General features: G+C 59.3%; 16 protein-coding genes. 5 read left to right on the top strand and 11 right to left on the bottom strand.

Annotated elements, in window-relative coordinates; genetic code table 11:
* Positions 1 to 2226 carry a TRAP transporter permease gene (locus ROSMUCSMR3_RS02175; RefSeq protein ID WP_081506304.1) on the bottom strand — a complete coding sequence of 742 codons (2226 nt, stop codon included), beginning with the start codon at positions 2224 to 2226 and terminating at the stop codon, positions 1 to 3.
* Between the two features lie 82 nt (positions 2227 to 2308).
* On the bottom strand, positions 2309 to 3319 hold the full coding sequence (locus tag ROSMUCSMR3_RS02180) for a TAXI family TRAP transporter solute-binding subunit (protein ID WP_037298807.1): 1011 nt from the start codon (positions 3317 to 3319) through the stop codon (positions 2309 to 2311).
* Positions 3320 to 3446: 127 nt separating this feature from the next.
* Between ROSMUCSMR3_RS02180 and ROSMUCSMR3_RS02185 the strand changes: the two genes are divergently transcribed.
* Complete coding sequence (locus ROSMUCSMR3_RS02185) at positions 3447 to 4403, top strand: LysR family transcriptional regulator (RefSeq protein WP_037298811.1); 957 nt, start codon at positions 3447 to 3449, stop codon at positions 4401 to 4403.
* A 218-nt stretch (positions 4404 to 4621) separates the two neighbouring features.
* Here ROSMUCSMR3_RS02185 and ROSMUCSMR3_RS02190 read toward each other — a convergent pair whose 3' ends face one another.
* Both ROSMUCSMR3_RS02190 and ROSMUCSMR3_RS02195 read right to left on the bottom strand, forming a co-directional pair.
* The gene (locus ROSMUCSMR3_RS02190) at positions 4622 to 7171 is read right to left on the bottom strand and encodes a calcium-binding protein (protein WP_237183522.1); all 2550 of its coding nucleotides are present in this window, start codon (positions 7169 to 7171) and stop codon (positions 4622 to 4624) included.
* Positions 7172 to 7569: 398 nt separating this feature from the next.
* Positions 7570 to 8724: an alpha/beta hydrolase gene (locus ROSMUCSMR3_RS02195; RefSeq protein WP_081506306.1), complete on the bottom strand. Its 1155-nt coding sequence runs from the start codon at positions 8722 to 8724 to the stop codon at positions 7570 to 7572.
* A gap of 209 nt (positions 8725 to 8933) precedes the next feature.
* Here ROSMUCSMR3_RS02195 and ROSMUCSMR3_RS02200 point away from each other — a divergent pair, with 209 nt between their 5' ends.
* The 3 genes from ROSMUCSMR3_RS02200 to ROSMUCSMR3_RS02210 all read left to right on the top strand — a co-directional run bounded on the left by ROSMUCSMR3_RS02200 (position 8934) and on the right by ROSMUCSMR3_RS02210 (position 13881).
* Complete coding sequence (locus ROSMUCSMR3_RS02200; RefSeq protein WP_237183523.1) at positions 8934 to 9476, top strand: hypothetical protein; 543 nt, start codon at positions 8934 to 8936, stop codon at positions 9474 to 9476.
* Between the two features lie 251 nt (positions 9477 to 9727).
* A complete protein-coding gene (locus ROSMUCSMR3_RS02205) occupies positions 9728 to 10825 on the top strand; it encodes an efflux RND transporter periplasmic adaptor subunit (protein ID WP_157667259.1) in 1098 nt (365 codons plus the stop codon).
* Positions 10822 to 13881 carry an efflux RND transporter permease subunit gene (locus tag ROSMUCSMR3_RS02210; RefSeq protein ID WP_081506309.1) on the top strand — a complete coding sequence of 1020 codons (3060 nt, stop codon included), beginning with the start codon at positions 10822 to 10824 and terminating at the stop codon, positions 13879 to 13881. Before ROSMUCSMR3_RS02205 ends, ROSMUCSMR3_RS02210 begins: the two co-directional genes overlap by 4 nt.
* Here ROSMUCSMR3_RS02210 and ROSMUCSMR3_RS02215 read toward each other — a convergent pair.
* From ROSMUCSMR3_RS02215 to ROSMUCSMR3_RS02245, 7 genes are all read right to left on the bottom strand, one after another.
* Complete coding sequence (locus tag ROSMUCSMR3_RS02215; RefSeq protein WP_081506310.1) at positions 13860 to 14279, bottom strand: ion channel; 420 nt, start codon at positions 14277 to 14279, stop codon at positions 13860 to 13862. The genes ROSMUCSMR3_RS02210 and ROSMUCSMR3_RS02215 overlap by 22 nt on opposite strands.
* Before the next feature lie 178 nt (positions 14280 to 14457).
* Positions 14458 to 16056, bottom strand: coding sequence for a GMC family oxidoreductase (locus ROSMUCSMR3_RS02220; protein ID WP_081506311.1), 1599 nt, complete (start codon positions 16054 to 16056; stop codon positions 14458 to 14460).
* Between the two features lie 111 nt (positions 16057 to 16167).
* Positions 16168 to 17166: a branched-chain amino acid ABC transporter permease gene (locus ROSMUCSMR3_RS02225; RefSeq protein WP_037298817.1), complete on the bottom strand. Its 999-nt coding sequence runs from the start codon at positions 17164 to 17166 to the stop codon at positions 16168 to 16170.
* A gap of 1 nt (position 17167) precedes the next feature.
* The gene (locus ROSMUCSMR3_RS02230; protein WP_008283020.1) at positions 17168 to 18055 is read right to left on the bottom strand and encodes a branched-chain amino acid ABC transporter permease; all 888 of its coding nucleotides are present in this window, start codon (positions 18053 to 18055) and stop codon (positions 17168 to 17170) included.
* Between the two features lies 1 nt (position 18056).
* On the bottom strand, positions 18057 to 18761 hold the full coding sequence (locus ROSMUCSMR3_RS02235) for an ABC transporter ATP-binding protein (RefSeq protein ID WP_008283022.1): 705 nt from the start codon (positions 18759 to 18761) through the stop codon (positions 18057 to 18059).
* Positions 18758 to 19537 carry an ABC transporter ATP-binding protein gene (locus tag ROSMUCSMR3_RS02240; protein ID WP_008283023.1) on the bottom strand — a complete coding sequence of 260 codons (780 nt, stop codon included), beginning with the start codon at positions 19535 to 19537 and terminating at the stop codon, positions 18758 to 18760. The genes ROSMUCSMR3_RS02235 and ROSMUCSMR3_RS02240 overlap by 4 nt, the downstream gene beginning before the upstream one ends.
* A 14-nt stretch (positions 19538 to 19551) precedes the next feature.
* On the bottom strand, positions 19552 to 20754 hold the full coding sequence (locus ROSMUCSMR3_RS02245) for an ABC transporter substrate-binding protein (protein WP_008283024.1): 1203 nt from the start codon (positions 20752 to 20754) through the stop codon (positions 19552 to 19554).
* 201 nt (positions 20755 to 20955) lie between these two features.
* Between ROSMUCSMR3_RS02245 and ROSMUCSMR3_RS02250 the strand changes: the two genes are divergently transcribed.
* The gene (locus ROSMUCSMR3_RS02250; protein ID WP_081506312.1) at positions 20956 to 21864 is read left to right on the top strand and encodes a LysR family transcriptional regulator; all 909 of its coding nucleotides are present in this window, start codon (positions 20956 to 20958) and stop codon (positions 21862 to 21864) included.
* Positions 21865 to 22010 lie beyond the last annotated feature (146 nt).

Here is a 22010-nt window from a genome sequence, read left to right on the forward strand (position 1 = left end):
TCAGACCGCCGCAGGTGTTGAACGCCGTTTGAAAAGCTGGCTCAAGATGGCTGGAGCGGCAATCAAAGCGGCAATCAAATCGGCCTGCAGCGAGGGTGCAATGAACACTATGCCCGACACCGCCAGCAATACTCTCATGAAGGCACCCATCGGGGCCTTCCAGTATCCAACAACCGCCATTGAAAGCGCCAGAACCCCCAAAATGCAGCTCGTGGCGGTATAGGCGAACTCCCATAAATCAAATCCCGTTGAGGAAACGATAAGCAGGACAGGCGCGTACACAAAGGCCATTGGCGCAACCACTTTGCCCAAGCCCAAGGTAAAGGCTGACACACCTGTCCGGAAAGGATTGGAGTTGGCGATGGCCGCCGCCGCATAGGCCGAAGTACAAACGGGGGGCGTAATTTCCGATACGACACCATAGTAGAGCACAAACATATGGCTGGCGATCGGAGGCACGCCAAGCTGTGCCAGAGCGGGCTGAGCCACGGACGCAAGCATGATGTAAAGCGCTGTCGTCGGAACGCCTGCCCCCATCAAGATGCAAGAAATCGCGATGAACACCAGCGACAGGAACAATTGCAGATCTGGGGTTGAGATCATTTCCCAGCCGCCAAAGGTGAACATATCATTCAAGCTCATGGCCATCGAGCCCGCGCCTTGGGTCACCATAAAGCCCATGCGAAACCCAATGCCCGTGGTATTGATGACACCGACAACAATGCCCACAGCCGCCGAGGCCGCCCCGACAGCCAGGGCATATTTTACACCCACTTCTAGCGACTCTGCCATTTGAGGCAGCCGAATACGCTCTTGCGGGTTCAAGGTGGCAACAACCGCACCGATCACAAGCAGCAGGGCCATTTGCCCCTCAAATCCTTGGCCCATCCATTTCCACAAAACAAAGGCAATGAAGGCCGCAGGATAGATCAAAGTGGTCGGTTCACGTAACCGCGCCATGCCCGCGATCACTGCCAGAGAGATGCCGCAAAAAGCGGACATGTAAGGCGTGTAGCCAGAGAAAAGTACAACCAGCAGACCGATCAAGGGAATGATATTCGCCCAGCCTTCCCGCCATACGGCCGCAAATTGGGGCAGGCTGTCCTTTGCCATGCCCTTCAAGCCAAGTTTCAAGGCCATCAGGTGCACCACAGCGAACACACCGACGTAATGCAATACCGCCGGGACAATCGCTGCAATCACGATTGTGGTGTAGGGTAGCTGTAGAAACTCTGCCATGATGAAGGCTGCGGCCCCCATGATCGGCGGCGTAATTTGACCACCCGCCGAAGCAGCGGCCTCGACGCCACCTGCAAAATGTCCGGGGTAGCCCAGCCGTTTCATATTCGGAATGGTGAGGGCCCCCGTCGACACTGTGTTCGCAACGGAAGAGCCGGAAATTGTCCCGAAAAATGCTGAGGATACGACCGACACCTTTGCCGGACCACCGACATAGCGCCCGGCAAGAATGGTTGCGTTGTCTATGAATAATTGCCCCAAACCGGTGCGCTGCGCGATGACGCCAAACAGGACAAAGTGAAATACAATTGTTGAAACGACCCAAAGGGTGACACCGAAAATACCCTCTTGTGGGAAATACATCGACGAGACGAAAGTTTTGAAGTTCACGCCGGGATGCTGCAACAAACCGGGAAAATAGGTCCCGAAAAGCGCGTAGGAAATGAATACACAGATGATGAACGGCAAAACCCAACCGAGGGTCCGCCGTGCAATATCCAAAACCAACAGGATTATAATGACACCAAAAAATACGTCATACCCGTTGGGATTACCCATTCGGAAAGTTTGTTCCTCAATCCCAAGCGACGGAATGCCGCGCCACGCCAGGCCCACATACAGCGATGACGCCACGCCCAATGCCATGAAGACCAGATCATAAAGGGGGATATTTCCCAGCCGAAGGCGGCTGACCTTCATTGCAAATGCGCTGTCACTCTTGAAAATTGGAAAGAGCGCGTAGGTGAGAATGAATAATCCCGAAAGATGCCAGCCCATGTGCCAATGATCGGCCGGAAGACCAAACCCCGCAGTCACAAAGTGATAAAGCGCAAAGACCAGTGCCACCGCGCGCAAGACCATGCCAACGTTCGGGCCTACTGCGCGCGTCGCAGCGCCTTCGTCATATTTCCGCTCTATCTCGGCCAACTGCTCTGGGGTCAGCTTGGCCAGTTCTTCGGCGCTCAGGTCATTGCTGCTGTTGGTCACGGGCCTACCTTGTCATTCATGAAAAGAGGTTGCGATGCCCACTGGGGGCATCGCTTGGAATGTTTCCTAGAATGAAGACGGCTTATTTGAGCAGCCCTGCTTCGCGATAAAAGCGCTCTGCACCGGGATGCAGCGGCACCCCAAGGCTATCCACCCCGTTCAACGCCGTTTCCGGCCGGATCAGCTTGCCTTTCGCATGCCCATTGTCGAGCAAGTTGCGGGTATTGTCATTCCAGAGCGCCTTGGTGATCCCGTAAACAAGATCGTCCGAAAGATCCGAGGAAACAACAAGATATGCCGAAACCGCAGGGGTCATCGTATCGTTATCAATACCCTCATATACGCCACCGGGAATTTTTGAGGGAATGTAGGCAGGCACCACATCGTTGATTTTCTGCATTTCTTCGTCGCTGAAGGAATACAGCGTCATGCCCTTGGTCGAGGCAAGCTGAACCATCGCCGCCACAGGCCAACCCGCCGCATAAAAGAAGGCGTCCAATTGCCCATCCGCCAGACGTTCAGCCGATTGCGAATTGTTCAACTCGGCCTCTTCCATGTTGTCGCGGTTCACACCCCATTCTTCGAGCATTTTCAGCACAGCCACTTGGGTACCGGACCCCGCCTGCGCAATACCAACCCTTTTGCCTGCCAGATCACCCAACCCGTCCAAGGTTGCCCCGGCGGGCATCACAAGATGCAGGTCTTCTGGAAAGAGGTTGGCGACAAGTCGCAGCTTGTCATGCTTTTTGCCCTCAAATGTGCCAACACCAAGGTACATCTCACGCGTAACGTCGGCAGCAGCAAGGCCGGCTTCCAATTCGCCGTTCTGCACAGCCGCGTTGTTAAAAACTGAGGCGGTTGTGGACTGCGCAATCGCAATCAGTCCGGGAACGCCGCACTGTCCCCCCTCTTCGCAGGGTCGAGATCCGGGAGGAGAGGAAATCCCATTGGCGATCGTTCCGCCAATCGGGAAGTAGGTTCCGCCTGCACCGCCGGTTCCAATGCGAAAAAAAGTTGGGCTTTGGGCCATTGCCGTGCCGGCCATCAACGCCGTTGCCAAAGCTGCCACTGCCATTTTCTTCATCAATGCCATTCTAAACTCCCCGTTTTTATAGGCTTTACCTCCGCGATGCGAAGGCTTGTCGTGGTCGCGAGCTTAATGGTAGCGTTGATAAAGACAAATTTGTTATAACTCTAAAAAACAAGGAAAAACTTATATAGTGAAGCTCCAGCAACTCTCTGTTTTTCGTGAAGTCATGGCTACCGGGTCCGTCTCGCAGGCAGCGAGGCGTTTGGGGCGCACGCAGCCTGCGATCAGCCTTTCCTTGCGAGAACTCGAAGCGTCGCTCGGTATCACTCTTTTTGAACGTGAGGGGCGCCGCCTTATCCCGGTGCCAGAGGCCTATTACCTGTTGGCAGAGGCGGATGAAGTGCTAGACCGACTGTCTACAGTGTCTCGCACCATGAAAAGCCTCGGGGATGCCGCGAGCGGCAATCTGAAGGTTGCCGCGATGCCCGGACCATCCAGTTATCTTTTCCCCGGATATATCAGTCGGGTTCTCGGCGATTTCAGGGATATCAAGCTGACCTTGACGATGCGCAGTTCGCAACAGATCCTCGAGTTGGTGGCCACCCAAAGCATTGATTTCGGCTTTGCGGATCTGGATTTTCAGCTTGAAAAGCGCAAAGGTCTTTTGACGGCAGAAACCTTTTCTGCGCGCTGCTTTTGCGCCTTGCCTCAGGCGCATCCCTTGGCTCAAAAAGCCGCGCTATCTTGGGAAGATTTGCATGATCAACCGATGGGCGGCTTGCACAGCGCGCATTGGCTTCAAAAACGTATTCACATGGCATTTCAGGGGCATGGCGCACGGTACAATCAAATCATCGAAAGCCAGTTTTTCATCCCGCTTTTGCAATTTGTGTCCCAAGGGCAATGCTGCGCCATCGTCGATCCGATGACCGTGGCCAGCGAACAGCAGTCAAGGCTGAACGGGGATGCGTTGGTATTTCGTCCGCTCGCTCAAGACCTTCGATATGATTGCGCCATTTTTGTCCCCAGATTGCGCCCGATGTCGCAGTTGGCAAGACGGGTAAAAGACGGATGGAAGGCCGAGGTGCTGCGCCTGATGACGGTGCTTGGCGCAGATCCGATGACGGACATTTACTCTAATGAGTGAACACGAGGTCGGAGCCGCGGCGCACCTCCTCGAGTCGTCCGAGGATGCCTTGCGACTGCGGATATCAGCCTAGGCCAAAGCGAGTGATCTGGTTCCACATAGAACCGAGATGATCTTAACACCACATCCATTTGTTTTCCGGCACAAGGTGCGCTTTCCCGCAGACAGAATGTGTTGGGCCCCCCGCAGATGGCGAGGGGCCCTGCCCCATGTCCGGCTCAGCCGAAGATGAAGTCACCACCATCCAGCGTTGTCGCCTCTACATCGACCAGTATGATCGTGTGGTCCAGATAGCTGACCTGTGTCGCACCAGAACCGTCAAAGGTTGTCGCAGCAATGCTCAGACCCTCAAAGCCGCCGATCACTCCACGCAGATCCAGCAGATCACCCGCAGTGTCGAAATCCGAGATCACATCAACCTCTCCGGCATTGAAGCTGTTGAAGACAAAGACATCCGCCCCGTCCCCGCCTTGCATCTGATCGTCGCCGTTGCCGCCGTTGATGGTATCGTTACCCTCACCCCCGAGAAGCGTGTCGCGGCCATTGCCGCCAGCAACAAAGTCATCACCGACACCGCCATCCACCATGTCGTTGCCGAACCCGCCACCCATTTGATCGTTACCAGCGCCGCCGCTCATGACGTCCATTCCGGTGCCGCCCCCCATCAGGTCGTCGCCATCGCCGCCGCTCAGCGTATCCGCTCCTTGGCTGCCGCCCATACTGTCGTTCCCGGCCCCGCCCGTCAGAACATCGTCACCGCCGCCACCATTGACGAGATCATTCCCGTCGCCGCCATCTGCGGTGTCGTCACCAAGGCCTGCGCCAATGACATCGTCGCCCGCATCGCCGGACAGCTGGTCATTTCCAAGCCCCCCACCGATCCGATCATCCCCGTCGCCGCCCATGGCCACGTCATCACCATTCCCTGAGGAAATGATGTCATCGCCGCCATTGCCAGAGAGCACATCATTGCCGTCACCTCCAACGATGCTGTCCGCGCCGCCGCCGCCGCCAATGTCATCGTTCCCTGCCTCACCAGCTAGGAAATCATTGCCACCCGCACCACGCAGAATATCGTCACCTTCACCGCCAAAGGCCATATCCCCCATGACGCCGGTCGAGATATTGCTCAGACCCTCATCGCCATCCGACCAGCTTCCAGTGTGAATCTCGTCATTGCCCGCGCCGCCAAAGATCGTATCCGATCCGTCGGCACCTGCATCAAACACGCCCCCTGTGGCGGTCGAAACGCGGCTATCATCATCGCCGGTGATGATGTCATCCCCCGCGCCACCTTCGATCAGGTCATCACCCGCACCGCCAGCATAGCCATTGTCGTATTCCGACAGGGGAAGCGCCCCCGAAGCCCCAAAGCTGGCGGCATTGAACGGGTCGTCATCGTCGCCCGGCCCAGCCCTCAGCGTGTCATTGCCCGCGCCGCCATCAAGCACATCTGCACCTGCATTGCCGAACAGCACATCATCGCCCGCGCCGCCTGTGATGCTATCTGCACCGCCGCCGCCACCGACATCGTCATTGCCAGCATCGCCGTTGAGGATATCGTCGCCACCCGCACCGCGCAGGATGTCATCGCCGTCCCCGCCGTGGGCCACATCTCCCATGACGCCGGTCGAGACATTGCTCAGACCCTCATCGCCATCCGACCAACTGCCTGTGTGAATCTCGTCATTGCCCGCGCCGCCAAAGATCGTATCCGATCCGTCAGCACCCGCATCAAACACGCCCCCTGTGGCGGTCGAAACGCGGCTATCGTCATCGCCGGTGATGATGTCATCCCCCGCGCCACCGATAATCAGGTCGTCTCCGTCACCTCCGGCATAGCCGTTGTCGTATTCCGTGCGCGGCAATGCACCCGAGGCCCCGGCATCAGCGCCATTCGGGATATTGGCATCGCTGCCCGCCATGATCACGTCATCCCCTTGGCCGCCGTTAATGTCGTCACTGCCGCCGTTGCCTGTCAGGGTGTCCTTGCCGCCAAGTCCGATGAGCACGTCATCGCCTGCCCCGCCGTTGATGACATCGTCGCCTTCCGTGCCTGTCACGGTCTCGCCAGCATCGCCCAAGGCGAGGGTGACACCGCCCATGGCCCGCTGATCGTCAAGAAGCGACAACGCTTGTTCTAGCGTGATCTCCTCGATCTCACCCGCCGCCGCAGGCAGAATAGGAACAAAACCATCCTGAAGGCCATTTACCTCGCCCGGTGTCCCTGCCCCTATGCCATTCGGCACCGACACCCCATGCAGGACGATTTCCCGCAAGGTGAGTGGAAGAATATCCGCGCCCACGTAATCATTCATTGTGACAGGGCTAAAGAAATTTGCCGCATCGTTCAGGTCAAAGGCCCGAATATATGTGAAAGAACCATCCGCATTGGTCATGGGAGCAGCGCCGTCTTCGGTCAGAGTCAAGAGCACGTCGCCATATTGGCTTACCCCTTCCAGCACTTCCACCAATCCATCCCGGTCAGTATCACTGTTGATATCCGGGGTTTGTGAGTTTGCAGGATTTCCCTCCAGATCAAAAAGACCGTGAATATGCTGGGGGACAGGTTGGTTAGGCTCCATGCCCTCTACGGTGATGGAGACGTTCAGATATTGTTCGCCGGTGGCTTCAGGCGCGCCAATCGCAAGGATCGCTGTTCCACTGACACCCGAGCCGTTGAGAGCAATGAAATCTACCGTATAGGTAGACTCAGCGCCCCGCAGAAAGGTTTCAAAAGAGGAATAGTTCGTCGCTAGATGTGCCATGGTTTGACCTCCCGTTTGCATGCATCACAGAGCAGTCACGGGGCACCGCCGCCCAAAGTTTCAGACACGGCAGAAAAAACTTAAGGTCGCGTGCTTTCAAAGATGGATCAGGCTACCTTGGCGAAACCGGATCGCGCCCGCGTTTGGAAAAGAAGCCGACCACAACAAGTATAGAGACGACTATCGTCCCTGACCTTACGAGTGCCGCCTCTTTGTCAACACCGCTGCAAACAGGGGCCCATCCCCGGCCCTCACACCCATCACTTGACGCAAAGAATTGCTGTTGCACGTATCAAGGGGCGGCTTGCAGTTTTTGATCAATCTGACAGCCGCGCGGCAAACAAGTGGCAGATGGTTCAAGACTTCCGCGACCACGCAAATTGAACAACCCATCGCTGTCAGTTGCCTGCGCGTTCCGCCAATGCGACAGGCGCAAGCATGATCGCTGTGGCCTCTTGGGCCAGCAGCATTGTCCCCGGAAGAAGCCCCGCCCGCCCAGAGGGATCTGTCTCAAGGTTACGTCGCACGGCTTCGGTTTGCTTGAGAAAGCTGATAACTGAGGGCGATGTCAGCGCAGCAAGATGGTTCGAAGCCGCGTCTTGGGCGGACGACAGGTTGATGACTGTCACATTCAACCCGGCCACCTCCTCAACGCCCGTTATATTTCCAAGACGTCTGGGAACGCCCGTCAACCGTGCAGACAGTCGCAAGGCGGGATCGTTTTGCGAGGTGAAAATGACAAACGGATCAGGCAGGTCACCGATGGCCTTTGCCTGAGCGCGAAACACCGACGGGGCAATGTCTGGCGAGAGCAGGACCACCGCAGATATCCGCGACAGCATTGTCTGGTCTTTGCGGATCGCCATTTGGCGCAGCACCTCCATCGTCAACTGGGCCCCCATCGAATGCGCGACAAGGACAATGTCGCGCGCGCCCGCACGCCCAAGATCCTCGAGCATCTGTTCAAGCCCGTCCCGCGCAATGAGAACTGCATCCCGATCTGCGGCATAGCCCAGAGGCGCCCCCCGCGACGGCCAAGCATAGTGAACGGTCAACGCGTCGATATCAAAGTCGCGGATCATCTGCGCAGTTCGAAATACCCCGTCCCCCAAGGTATTGTTGAACCCATGAATTGTGACCACCACTTCCTTGTCGGTGATCCGGTCCGAGGCCAAGGTGCGCGCGACCTCCTCGCGGAATGCAGCCCGACCAGAGAAAGAGGCCACCTCGCGCGTCAAAAAATGCCTGTCAGGGTCCGGGTGCATACCCGGTAGCATCACAATCCCGGGCCTGCGCGTTTTTGGAACGCTGACGTCCACCCTTGCATAGGTCAGAGGCCCCGCAAACTTGGACGACCACACCCCTGCCGCCTCTTGCGCGCGGGTGGTGCCGACATAGACCGGAACGATGGTCTCTCCCGTCAGAGCGGCGGTATCGGGAACCATATCCGCACGCGGCGCGCATCCGGCAAGCCAGATCAAGACCACCCCGAAGCAAAGCCAGCGGTCCATCCTATGGGCCTGAAAGATGGTAATGGCTGTGCGTGTGGGCATAAGGGCACTCTTCTTCCGACGACACCCAAAGGCCCTGACGGAACACACCCTTGGTTGAGGATTGACTTCGCAAGCTTCAGCCAGAAGGGTTATAGCAGGACCGGAGCCACCGATAGCGGCGTCCTGCTCAAAACGAGCATGTCCTTAGGGGCGATGACAGAACCGAAGCGATTTTTTAGACCTTTGCAGCGTGGGAGCCGACAAAGCCGATGTCAGGAAAAGCGTTCACCATGGGCACATCGCCCGAACCCAAAGGCACAATCGGGGCGGCCACGGCAAAATCCAGACGCGCAACCGAGATACGTGATGTTTTCGCCGAGAATTACCTCGACTACCAGTATCGCTTTGTCGAGTTTTTCGTCGAACATCTAGAAGACGTTAGCCGCGCCTTTCGTGGGGACCTACAGCAGATGCTTATTCTGGCCATCATCGGTCAGGTCACGCTCAGGGCGGTCCGCGATGCGGGTATTCGCGACCAAGACCCGCGCCTGTCAAACCTCGAGCGGCCGGGCATCAGCGCGTCCCGTATCGCCGATGTGACCGCCATTCCCCGCCAGACCGTGCGCCGCAAACTTGAACTTCTGCGGCAAAAGGGATGGATCACGCAGTTGCCAAACAACAGTTGGACAATGTGCCACCGGGACGGGATATCCGGGGCAAGGGTAGATCTGAATGAGGTGGATCAGCGCGCGATTGACCGGGTCGCGCGCCTCTTCACCGACCTTGAGGCGCTGGTGAATACGTGCCGCTGACGGGCACATTCCTGATGACCAGATGTTGAGGGAATAGAGCCGCGATGCGCCCGGGGTGACTGGCCATTTCGAGCGCCTCATCGCTTGCTCTAAATTCAAAGGGCACATAGCATTTCTGGCACGGTACCAAACGCGAGCGCCTGCAATGCCACCCAGAGCCTCTTATTCCGCCACGCGCGCATTCCGCGATGGGCCTTGCCGGTGCAAGGCTTGCGCCCTTTCCACTTTGGCCCCGTGACGGAGACCCGGCAATGAGCCTCCGCCTGATGGTTTTCCTGGCCGCTTTCTCGTTGACGACCTGCGACGACGACGAAGGCCCAGGAGACCCCACGCCGCCACGCGCTGTCCGCACCATGATCGTCGCCCAAGGGGGCGAGGACGCGTATCGAACCCTACCCGGCGTGCTGACCGCAGCCGAGACGATGCGCCTTGCGTTTCCCGTGGCGGGTAGGTTGATCGACGTGCCGCTGCGCGCAGGCGATCGGATGACCCAAGGAGAGGCGGTCGCCCGCCTTGATCCCGCCGACATCGAGCGGGAAATCACGGCTGCTGAGGCAAAACTTGCGGCAGCGCTTGCGCGCCTTGATGCCACGGACGCCGAATTTCAGCGCCAGCGCACGCTCTTTGAGCGCGGCCTTGTCGCACGCGCCGGGTTTGAACGCATCTCAGCGGATCTTTCCGCCGCCTTGGCCGACCGCCGTGTGGCAGAGACAGACCTTGCCGCCGCGCGCGACCGGCTGGACCGCATCACGCTGCGCGCCCCACGCGAGGGCGTGGTGACGGCCCTGCTGGCCAATCGGTTCGAGGAGCTTGCAGCGGGCCAGCCTGTCTATGAGGTTGCCGTGACGGCGGCGCTTCAGGCCGAGGTGCTCGCCCCCGAGGCGCTCTTGGCCCTGATCGCGCCGGGAACGCCGGTCGCGGTGCGGCTGCCCGCTTTCCCCGACCAAAGCTTTGCCGCCGAAGTGACAGAAATCGCCGCTGACGCAGAGGCGGGTGTCGCTTACCGCGTCAAGGCGCGACTGGCTGATCCGCCCGAAGGCGCAAAGACCGGGTTTTCGGCGGCCGTCTCATTCACGCTGCCGCGCGCGGCCGGTGCCATCGACATACCCTTGTCCGCACTGATCTTTGCAGACACGCGATCCGAACCGACAGCGGGCGACAGCGCAACCGTCTACGTCTTTGACGAGGCCACCGGCACCGTGCGCGCGCGCCAAGTGCGCATCGACGGGGTGGTCGGCACTGACCTGCTGGTGACAGAGGGGCTATCGCCCGGCGAACACGTCGTGACCGCCGGAGTTGCTCTTTTGAGCGATGGTGAACCCGTGCGCCTCTGGAGTCTGCCGGAATGACAGGCTTGACCCGCGCCGCGCTGGATCGCTGGCGGCTGGTGCTGGCGGTGACGCTGGTGCTGGTTGTGACCGGGGTGATGACCTATTTCACCCATCCCAGCCAAGAAGACCCAGAAATCACCATTCGCACCGCGGTGGTGACGGCCCGCTTTCCCGGTATGTCAGCAGAGCGCGTCGAACAGCTTTTGGTCAAACCGATCGAAGAGGCCGCGCGCCAGATTGCCGAGGTCGACACCATCGAGAGTGCCGCACAGACCGGCTTTGCGACCGTCAAGGTCGAGCTGCGATCTGAGGTGACGCTGGTCAAGCCGGTCTGGACCACGCTGCGCAACCGGATGGACGATCTCGCCCCCTCTTTGCCCGAGGGGACGGTGGGCCCGCAGGTCAATGATGACTATGGGCGCGTGGCCGTGACCACGCTCGCGCTGCATGGTGCGGATTTCTCTGCAGCTGAATTACGCGCAACGGCCCGCTGGCTGCGTGATCGTCTGGCGACAGTGCCCCTGATTGGGCGCATTGACCTTTACGGCGTGCAGGACGAGCGGATCTGGATCGAGTTCGACCGCGCCCGTCTCGATCAGGCCGGACTAACGGTTGAGCGTATGCTCGATGCTGTAGCAGATCAGAACCTCATCCTCTCGGCGGGCGCGCTTCAGACCGAGGCAGGGTTTCGCTATGCGCTGAGCACCGATGGGGCCTTTGAGGATTGGCGTGCCATTGGTGACGTGCCAGTGCCTCTGCCTTCAGGCGGCACCACAGTCTTGCGCGACCTTGCGCAGATTTCGCGCGGCTATATCGAGCCGGCGCGCAATCCGGTGTTCTTCAACGGCAATCCAGCGGTGACGCTTGGGGTGTCGATGGTGGAAGGTGGCGCAATCCAAACCTTCGGTGCGGGCCTTGATGCCGCGCTCACAGACCTGCGCAGCGCCCTGCCCCTTGGCCTTTCCCTTGATCTTATGACCCATCAGCCGCCCATTGTGGCCGCCTCTGTTGCCGATGCCACCGAGAACCTGTTGCAAACCATCGCCACTGTGATGGCGGTGGTGATCCTCTTTCTGGGGATGCGCGCCGGGCTGATCGTCGGGGCAATCGTGCCGCTCAGTATCGTGCTGGCGCTGGTGGGCATGGCGCTCTGGGGTATTCCGCTGCACCGCATTTCGATTGCGGCGGTGATCATCGCGCTTGGCCTTTTGGTGGATAACGGCGTGGTCATGGCCGAGGATATAAAGCGGCGCATCGACGGCGGCACCACACCGCGCGACGCCGCGCTCGAGGCCAGCCGCACGCTTGCGATTCCGCTTTTGACCTCGTCATTGACCACGATCCTTGCCTTTCTTCCCTTGATGCTGGCCAGCGACGCGACGGGCGAATTCCTGCGCGCCTTGGCACAAGTGCTGGCACTGACATTGATGGCAAGCTGGCTTTTGTCGGTGACGGTCACGCCCCTTTTATGCGTGCGCTTTTTGCGATCCACGCAGGGCCCAACAGAAACGGCGCCGGGTCGCGGTGCGCGGCTTTATCAGGCGGCGCTGCGCCGGGCCTTGGGGGCGCGGGCACTTGTGCTTCTTGCCACGATTTTCGCCTTTGCCGTGGCGCTTGCGGCGCTAGGTCGTGTGCCCACCGGCCTTTTGCCCCCCTCGGAACGGGCACAATTCGTGCTGAGCCTTGAATTGCCCGCTGGCATCTCCGAAGACGAAACCGCGCGTGTCGCGCGCCGCCTCGCAGGCTTTCTTGGCGACACCACCGCCAACCCCGAAATCGTTGGCAATGTGGTCTATGTGGGGGCTGGTGGACCGCGCTTCTTTCTCGCGCTCTCCCCCCTTGACCCTGCGCCACATATTGCCTTTGCCGTTGTGAATCTTGCTGATGCCACATCCGTGCCTGTCGTGCGTGAACGTGTCGAGAACTGGATGGCCGCCAATCTACCCGAAGCGCGTGGCTGGACAGAGTTGCTATTCCTTGGAAAAACACCGCCCGGAACGGTCGAAATACGCCTTATCGGCGGCGATGCCGACGCCTTGTTCTCGACGGGTCGGGTGGTCGAGGGGGTCTTTCGCGACATAGACGGCACGCGGCAGATCCGTGGTGACTGGGCCAATCCCGTTCTGCAACTGACGGTCCTGATCGACGAGGCGCGTGCCCGGCGCGCGGGCGTCGCACCGTCGGCCGTTGCCCGCACCCTCGCGGCGCGTTTTGACGGGGCGCATGTAACGGATTACCGCGAAGGCGACCGTGTAATTCCAGTGGTGATCCGCGCTGAACAAGAGGCGCGCAACAGTCTGGATGCGCTCGCGGATGTGACGGTGTTGTCAGGGGATGGCGTGGCGGTGCCCCTATTGCAGATCGCCGACTACGGCGGAGAGTTGCAGCCTTGGGTGATCCGACGTGTGCAACAAGAGCGCGCCCTGACCATCTCGGCCCTCCGCCCCGGCCTATCCGCCGCAGAGTTGCTCGCCGAGGTCGCGCCAAGGCTTGAGGCGCTGGACCTGCCACAGGGCATCCGCTGGGAGCCCGATGGCGAAGTCGTCGCCAAGGCGGACGCCAATGCCGCGCTTTTTGCGACACTGCCACAGTGCCTGCTGGGCATCGTTTTGTTGTTGATCTGGCAGTTCGACAGCTTCCGCCGCCCGGCGATCATCTTTGCCACGATTCCGCTGGTGCTGGTGGGGGTGGCCCCCGGCATGTTGCTGATGAAGGGCACCTTGGATTTCAATGCGCTTCTTGGTGTGCTGTCACTTGCGGGGATCATCATCAATAACGGCATTGTCCTGATCGAGCGCATAGATGCCGAGCGGGCCCACAATGATGACCTTGGGCAAGCATTGGTCACGGCCTGTGCGGCGCGCCTGCGCCCTATCGTGATGACAACGCTCACCACCATCCTCGGACTGCTGCCGCTGCATCTCTTTGGTGGGGAACTATGGCGCGGCATGACCATCGTGATGATGTTCGGTCTGGGCGTGGGCACGCTCTTGACCCTTTTCGTCGTGCCTTGCCTCTATGCAACGATCTTTGCCGACCAGCGACGCAGTCGTCACCGGCCTGCGGTGCCATAGACCCGCTGGACCGCAACAAAGATCATTGCCGTCGTCCAACCAACGATAATCGTGCCATTGGTCGCCGCAAAGGCACCAAGCAATCGCCAATCCGGTCCCAGAACCATATCGCCATAGCCAAGCGTGGTGAATGTGACGGTTGTGAAATAAAGCGCCTCTTCGACACCGCCAAGAGCGCCCAATCCGATCAGCAACATGGCCCAGAACCAGCACTGCGCGCAGATGGACAGAAAGAACCACATCACAACAGAGATCACGGCCAAGGCCTTGGTCACGGCTCTCTTTGGCATACCCGACGCCCTGCGCCCGAACCGCGCCGCCACCACCATAAACCCTGCATGAATGGCGACAGTGACCGAAATCGCCAACATTCCAATCGCAAGTTGGGGCAAGATCATGCTTGGGTCCAGATACTATGGCAGTCGCAGACTGTGCCCCGCCGTGTCACAGGTTAGGGAGCACAGATTGCTTATGCGGCCCGCATCATAGGGCGGTCAATGCCCTTCTGGTCACAAGGCCTTAGCGCGCCAAAGCTGCCTTGAGCGTGGCGCGGCTGGCGTCCCACCCTTTGTGATGTCAGGCGCGGGCATCCTCGAGAATCATCTGTGCTGCCTTTTCGGCGATCATCACGGTCGGCGAATTTGTATTGCCAGAGGTGATGGTGGGCATGATCGACGCGTCGGCGATGCGCAGGCGCCTGAGCTGTTTCAGCCGCAGGCGTGGATCGACCACCGCCGCCTCATCCGCCCCCATCCGGCAGGTGCCGACCGGGTGAAAGATCGTGGTGCCGATCTCACCTGCGGCGCGGATTAGGTCATCGCGGCTCTGATACGTGGGGCCGGGCCGATATTCCTCGGGGTGATACTGCGCGAAGGCGGGTTGCGCGACAATCCTGCGCGTCAATTGGATGGCGCGGGCCGCGACATCGCGGTCTGCCTCTGCAGACAGGTAATTTGGGCGAATAGAGGGGGCCGCACGGAAATCAGGGCCGGTCACATGCACACTGCCTCGGCTCTCGGGGCGCAGGTTGCAGACGCTGGCCGTCATCGCGGGAAAGGGGTGTACCGGATCGCCGAACTTATCAAGGCTGACGGGTTGCACATGGTATTGCAGGTCTGGCGTTTCTTTTTCCGGACCCGATCGGGTAAAGATACCCAATTGGCTGGGAGCCATCGACATTGGCCCCGAGCGGGACAGAAGATACTGCAACCCGATCCCCAGCTTGCCGCGCAGGCTGCTGGCCTTTTCGTTCAATGTCGGCACTCCGTGAACCTTGTAGACAAGACGCAATTGCAGATGGTCCTGCAGATTGCCCCCCACCTGCGGCACCTCGACCACGGGCGCGATACCTGCGTTCTGCAGCACCGCGCCATCACCGATGCCCGACAGCTCCAACAAGGCCGGAGAGCCGATAGCGCCCGCGCATAGCACGGTTTCGCGGGCGGCGTGGGCGGTGATGCTGCGGCCCTCGTGGTGATAGACCACGCCCTTGACCTCGCCCTCTGCAATGATCAGCCGTTCTGCCTGTGCGCCGGTTAAAATATGCAGGTTCTTGCGCGCCTTGGCCGGGCGAAGAAAAGCCTTGGACGTGTTCCAGCGAATGCCAGCCCGTTGATTGACCTCGAAATAGCCGCCGCCCTCATTATCGCCGGAATTGAAATCGTCGGTACGCGGGATGCCCGCCTGTTCGGCCGCCTCAAGGAAACTATCCAGCACCTGCCAACGCACGCGGGTCTTTTCCACCCGCCATTCGCCCCCTGCCCCGTGCAAATCGCTGTCACCTGCGTGATGATCCTCGGCGCAGCGAAAAAGCGGCAGCACATCGTCCCATCCCCAGCCGGTGCAGCCCATCTGCGCCCATTGGTCATAGTCGCGCGCCTGACCGCGCATGTAGATCATGCCGTTGATCGACGAGCAGCCCCCCAACACTTTGCCGCGCGGATAGAGAAGCGAGCGGCCATTCAAACCCGGCTCTGGCTGAGTGCGAAACCGCCAGTCGGTGCGGGGATTGTCGATACAATAGAGGTATCCGACCGGGATATGAATCCAGTGGTAATTGTCGCTCCCTCCTGCCTCGAGCAAGAGCACACGGGTTGCCGGGTCTGCCGATAGCCGGTTGGCAAGCACGCAGCCCGCACTGCCCGCCCCAATCACGATGTAATCATATTGATCCATACGCCTACTCCATTCCCTGCCGCATGACGACACGAGTCACCGAACCGGACATGACCGGTCGTTCTTAGATCAGAAATGGGCCGGGCTGTTCAACGCAGCCCGGCCAATGGGTCAGTTTTCAGGATTGAATCCCAAACGCCGCCCCAGACGCGAGGCGTAGAATTCACCCACAAGACCCCGGCGGAACAGCAGCACGCAGACCATGAACACGACGCCCGTGATAATCGTCACCGGGAAGTCAGAGGTGGCGAGATAGTTCTGCAAGGTGACGACAATGCCCGCGCCAAAGATCGGCCCGATCAGCGTGCCGATGCCGCCCAGCAAGGTCATCAGGATGACTTCGCCCGACATTTGCCATGTGACATCGGTCAGCGTGGCGAATTGAAACACCAGCGCCTTGATCCCACCGGCAAGGCCGGTCAATGCCGCTGACATCACAAAGGCCGCCAGTTTGTAACGCGCCACCGAATAGCCAAGCGAGGTTGCGCGGCTCTCGTTCTCGCGGATCGACTTGAGGATCATGCCAAACGGTGAATTGACGATCCGCCAGATGATCAACATGCCCAAGAGGAACACACCCAACACAAAGTAATACATGTTGGTGGCCTCTGAGAGGTCGATGAAGCCAAACAGCACTCCGCGTGGTACGGATTGGATACCGTCCTCACCCTTGGTAAAGCCCGCCTGCAAGCAGAAGAAAAAGAACATTTGACTGAGGGCAAGCGTGATCATCGCGAAATAGATACCCTGACGACGAATGGCGATGGCACCCATAATCAGCCCAAGAACCGCAGCCCCCACAACGCCCAGAAGGATGCCAAACTCCGGCGACCAGCCCCATTCCTTGACCGCATGGGCGGTGAAATACGCAGCCCCGCCGAAAAACGCGGAATGCCCAAAGCTGAGCAGCCCGGTGTAGCCCAAGAGCAGGTTGAAGGCAGCTGCGAAGAGAGCGAAACACAGGAGTTTCATCACGAAGATCGGGTAGAGATAAAACGGAGCCACCAGCAGAAAGGCCAAGGCAATCAAAAGCAGCACGATCCGCACCGTCCCTGCATTGGGCAAGGTGGCAATGGTTTCGCTTGCAACGGGTTCAGATTTGCCTGCCATGTCACGCATCCTTTCCGAACAGACCTGCGGGCCGCAGGATGAGGACAATCGCCATGATGACGAAAACCACGATGTTTGAAGCCTCGGGGTAAAAGACCTTGGTCAAGCCCTCAGCGATGCCCAGCATATAGCCCGTCACAATAGCGCCGAGGATGGACCCCATACCGCCCACAACCACGACCGCAAAGACGATGATGATGATGTTGGACCCCATCAGCGGGCTGACCTGATAGATGGGCGCCGCCAGAACCCCGGCAAAAGCTGCAAGGCTCGCGCCCAGACCATAGGTGAATGTCAGCAACAGCGGCACATTGACCCCAAAGCTCTGAACAAGCGTCGGATTCTCTGTCGCCGCCCTCAGGTAAGAGCCGAGTTTCGTCTTTTCGATCAAGAGCCAGACAGCGATACAGACGATCAGCGAGGCGACAACGACCCAGCCGCGATAGATCGGCAGGAACATGAACCCGAGGTTCACGCCGCCCGAAAGGGCCGCCGGGGTGGCATAGGGCTGGCCCGCAGCCCCATAGAAATAGCGGAACGTGCCTTCGATCGTCAGGGCAAGGCCAAACGTAAAGAGCAGGCCATAAAGGTGATCCAGCTTGTAAAGGCGCGACAGCATCGTACGCTCGACCAGAGCCCCCAACAGGCCCACGATCACGGGGGCAAGGATCAGCGCCGACCAATAACCCAGACCAAGCCAGAGCGACAGCAGATAGGCCGCAAAGGCACCCAGCATATATTGCGCCCCATGGGCAAAGTTGATCACCCGCAAGAGACCAAAGATCACCGCAAGGCCCAGGCTGAGCAGCGCGTAGAACGAGCCATTGATGAGCCCAACCAGAAGCTGCCCAAAGAGGGCGGCTGTGGGCACTCCGAATATCGTTATCATCTCACACTCCCAGAGCTTGGTTCAGGTCTTCACGGCGCGCCTCAAGGTCGCCCACCGGGAATTCCATCGCCATCTGTCCGTGATCCATCAGGTAAAAACGGTCCGCTACCCGGCTGGCAAAGCGAAAATTCTGCTCGACCAGTACAACCGTCATACCCCGGCTCTTGAGTTCGGTCAGCACCTCGCCAATGGCGTCGATGATGACCGGGGCAAGGCCCTCTGTCGGCTCGTCCAAAAGCAGACAGCGCGCGCCGGTGCGCAGGATCCGGGCCATCGCCAACATCTGCTGTTCGCCACCCGAGAGTTTGGTGCCGGGGCTGTTGCGCCGCTCTTTGAGATTGGGGAAGAGGCGAAAGATCTCCTCGACCGACATGCCACCTTCGGCCACCTTTGGCGGTAGCATAAGGTTTTCCTCGACGTTGAGCGTCGCAAATATCCCGCGTTCTTCGGGGACAAATCCCAATCCGGTATGCGCTGTGCGATGCAGGGGCATGGTCATCAGATCCTGTCCGGCAAACCGCATCTGGCCCGTGCGCTTGCGCAGGATACCCATGATGGTGCGCAGCGTCGTGGTCTTGCCCATGCCATTGCGGCCGAGAATACAGATGGTCTCGCCTTCGTTCACATGCAGGTTGACGCCATGCAGAATATGGCTTTCGCCATACCACGCATGCAGGTCCGTGACCTTCAAAAGCGGTTCGCTCATGCCTCGCTCCCCATATACGCACTGCGCACGACCGGGTCTTTCGAGACGCTATCGTAATCGCCCTCAGCGATGATTTCGCCCCGTTGCAGCACGGTGACATGGTGGCAAATGTCGGCCACGACGGACAGGTTATGCTCAACCATCAGCACGGCACGGTGCTGCGCGACATCGCGTATGATATTCGCCACAAGCTTCACATCCTCGCGCCCCATCCCCGCCATCGGCTCGTCCAGCAACAGGACTTCGGGGTCAAGGGCCAGCGTGGTTGCGATTTCCAGCACACGTTTGCGGCCATAAGACAGATCAGACGCGCGCGTATCGCGGTATTCGCGTAGCCCCAGATCATCAATCAAAACATCCGCCCGCGCATTCAGACGGTCCAGTGCCGACATCGGCAGCCAGAATTGGGTTGCCAGATTGTTGGGCCGTTGCAGCGCAACGCGCACGTTTTCCAGCACCGTCAGATGCGGGAACACGGCGGAAATCTGAAAAGACCGGACAAGGCCCATCCGGGCGACACGGTCAGGCTTCATTTTCGTTATATCCGCCCCAAGCAAGGTGATCTTGCCCCGGGTGGGTTGCAGGAACTTGGTCAGCAGGTTGAACACCGTCGTCTTGCCCGCGCCATTCGGGCCGATCAGCGCGTGGATGCGCGCGTGCTGCACGTCAAGATCGACGTTGTTCACAGCGGTGAAACCCGAGAAGTCCTTACCAAGACCGCGGGCGGAAAGTACCACCCGCGGTTGGTCCTGCTTGCTCACAGGATGTGCGGTCATCAGCCTGAGATGCCTTACTGCGTCACGAGCGGGCAACCGCTCTCGGCAGGTTTGATATAGGCCACATCGCCGGGGATCGTGGAGAGGACGTTATAGTAATCCCACGGCTCGGTGATCTGATCGGGCGCTTTGACTTCCATCAGGTAGACGTCCTTGATCATGCGACCGTTCGCAGCGACAACACCGTTCTCAGCAAAAAGGTCCTGCACGGGCAGTTCTTTCAGCTTGGCGGCGACCGCTTCGGTCTCATCCGTACCGGCAGCTTCAATCGCCTTGAGATACGATGTCACGGCCGAATAGGTCGCGGCATGGATCATGTTGGGCATCGCCTGCGTGCGCTCAAGGAAACGCTTGCCGAATTCGCGCGAGGCGTCGGTGCGGTTCCAGTAGAAGCTCTCGGTCAGGGTCAGGCCCTGTGCAGCCTCTGCACCCAGACCATTCACCTCGGACAGCGTGAACAACAGCGCCGCGAGACGCTGACCCCCTTGCACGATCCCGAATTCAGCAGCTTGCTTGATGGCGTTCTGCGTATCGGCCCCGGCATTCGCCAGACCGATCACCTTGGCACCAGAGGCCTGCGCCTGAAGCAGGAAGGACGAGAAATCTGTAGACGCCAGCGGGTGGCGGACTGCGCCGACAACTTCACCGCCGTTCGCCTTCACGAAATTGCCGGTGTTCTCTTCCAGCGAATAGCCAAAGGCATAGTCAGCAGTCAGGAAATACCAGGTATCGCCGCCCTGCTCGACCAGTGCGCCGCCGGTCCCCACAGCCAGAGCGTGGGTGTCATAAGCCCAATGAAAGCCGTAAGGCGAACACTGAGCGCCGGTCAGTTCGGTGGTGGCAGCGCCAGTTGTGATGGTGATCTTGTTGGCCTCTTTCGAGAGCGCCTGAACAGCAAGAGCGACCGAAGATGTGGTCAGCTCCATTATGCTGTCGACCTGCTCAGTGTCATACCACTGACGCGCGATGTTCGAGGCGATATCGGCCTTGTTCTGGTGGTCGGCGGTGGTCACTTCGACCGGCGCGCCCAAAACGGTGCCACCAAAATCTTCAACCGCCATCAGGGCGGCTTCATAGGAATAGCGGCCGCCAAAGTTCGCATAGACGCCGGACTGATCGTTCAGGATGCCGATCTTGACCTTGTCGTCGCTGACCTGTGCCAGCGCAGGCGCGGCCAATAGGCCAATGGCCGCCACGGATGTAAGCAGTTTACGCATGAGTATCCTCCCAAACCAACCTTCGGCTGCAACTCCCGCTCAGCGGGCGCCCAAAGGTTGTATCATCATTTCAATTCTAGTCCCCGACCGCCTCCCCAGACGCATCGGTGCCCTAGTGATACAGGTTTTAAAGTTTGACACAACAGTTCACTTTTATCTAATTTCATACACTATCTGTACGAAAATGAACAGGCTGGCGATATGGCGCATCTGACATGGGATGATCTGCAATTCTTTTTGGCAGTTGCGCGCGAAGGTCAGCTCTCGCGCGCAGCGCGGCAATTGCAAACCAGCCATGTGACCGTTTCCCGCCGGATAGACCGGCTAGAGGCGGGTCTTGACCTGCGCCTCTTTGAACGAAATCCACGCGGTTATGAACTGACCAGCAATGGGCGGCGGCTGGTTGAAACCGCAGAGCGCATGGAGGAAGAAGCGGAGCGTCTTTTGCTGGATCTTACCGGAGACATCAGCGCGCAGAGGGGCCTGCTGCGTGTGGCCATGCCCGAGGGCTTCGCCAGCTTCTTCAGCGAAAGCCTGCTGCCGGGGTTCATGGACAAATTTCCCAACATCGCGCTAGAGTTGATCACACTTCCGCAGGTCATGTCCCTGTCGCGCCGCGAGGCTGATCTGTCGGTCACACTGGATCCGACAAAGGCGTCGCCCTACCATTCCGAAAAGATCGTGGACTACGCGCTCAGGGTCTATGGCACCCGCCAGTATTTGGGCGACCACATCCCGATCACCACGCCCGATCATCTGCTCGACCATCCCTTTGCCGGATATATCGAGGATATGATCTTTGCCCGCGGTCTCGATTATCTGGGGGATGTCCACCCCAAGATCAGGCCAGTGTTCAAAAGCTCTTCGATATTCAATCAACTGGCGGCCGTGCGGGCGGGTCTCTGCCTCTGCGTGCTGCCCTGCTATATCGCGCGGCATTATGACGATCTGGTGCCGGTCCTGCCGTCAGAGATCACCATCCTGCGCAGCTATTGGCTGACCTGTCACCGGGATGTGCGCGCCATGCTGCGCGAGCGTGCAGTGATGGAGTTCATCAAGACGCATATGCAAATCCATCGCGACCATCTTATGCCTTGGCCGGTGGTTTAACCGGGATTAGCCCGGCGAAACAATCGGATGCCCTCGGAGGCGCGTAGCGTCGCGTGCTCTGCCCATATCCAATACGGCACGCCACGCGCGAGGTCGGGCCTCGCATTAAGCGCAAAGAACTTGCTTGTGAATGTCTGGGCCAAGCC

Origin of the sequence: Roseovarius mucosus, from assembly GCF_002080415.1 — a bacterium.
In the GTDB taxonomy this organism is placed as follows: Bacteria; Pseudomonadota; Alphaproteobacteria; order Rhodobacterales; family Rhodobacteraceae; genus Roseovarius; species Roseovarius mucosus_A.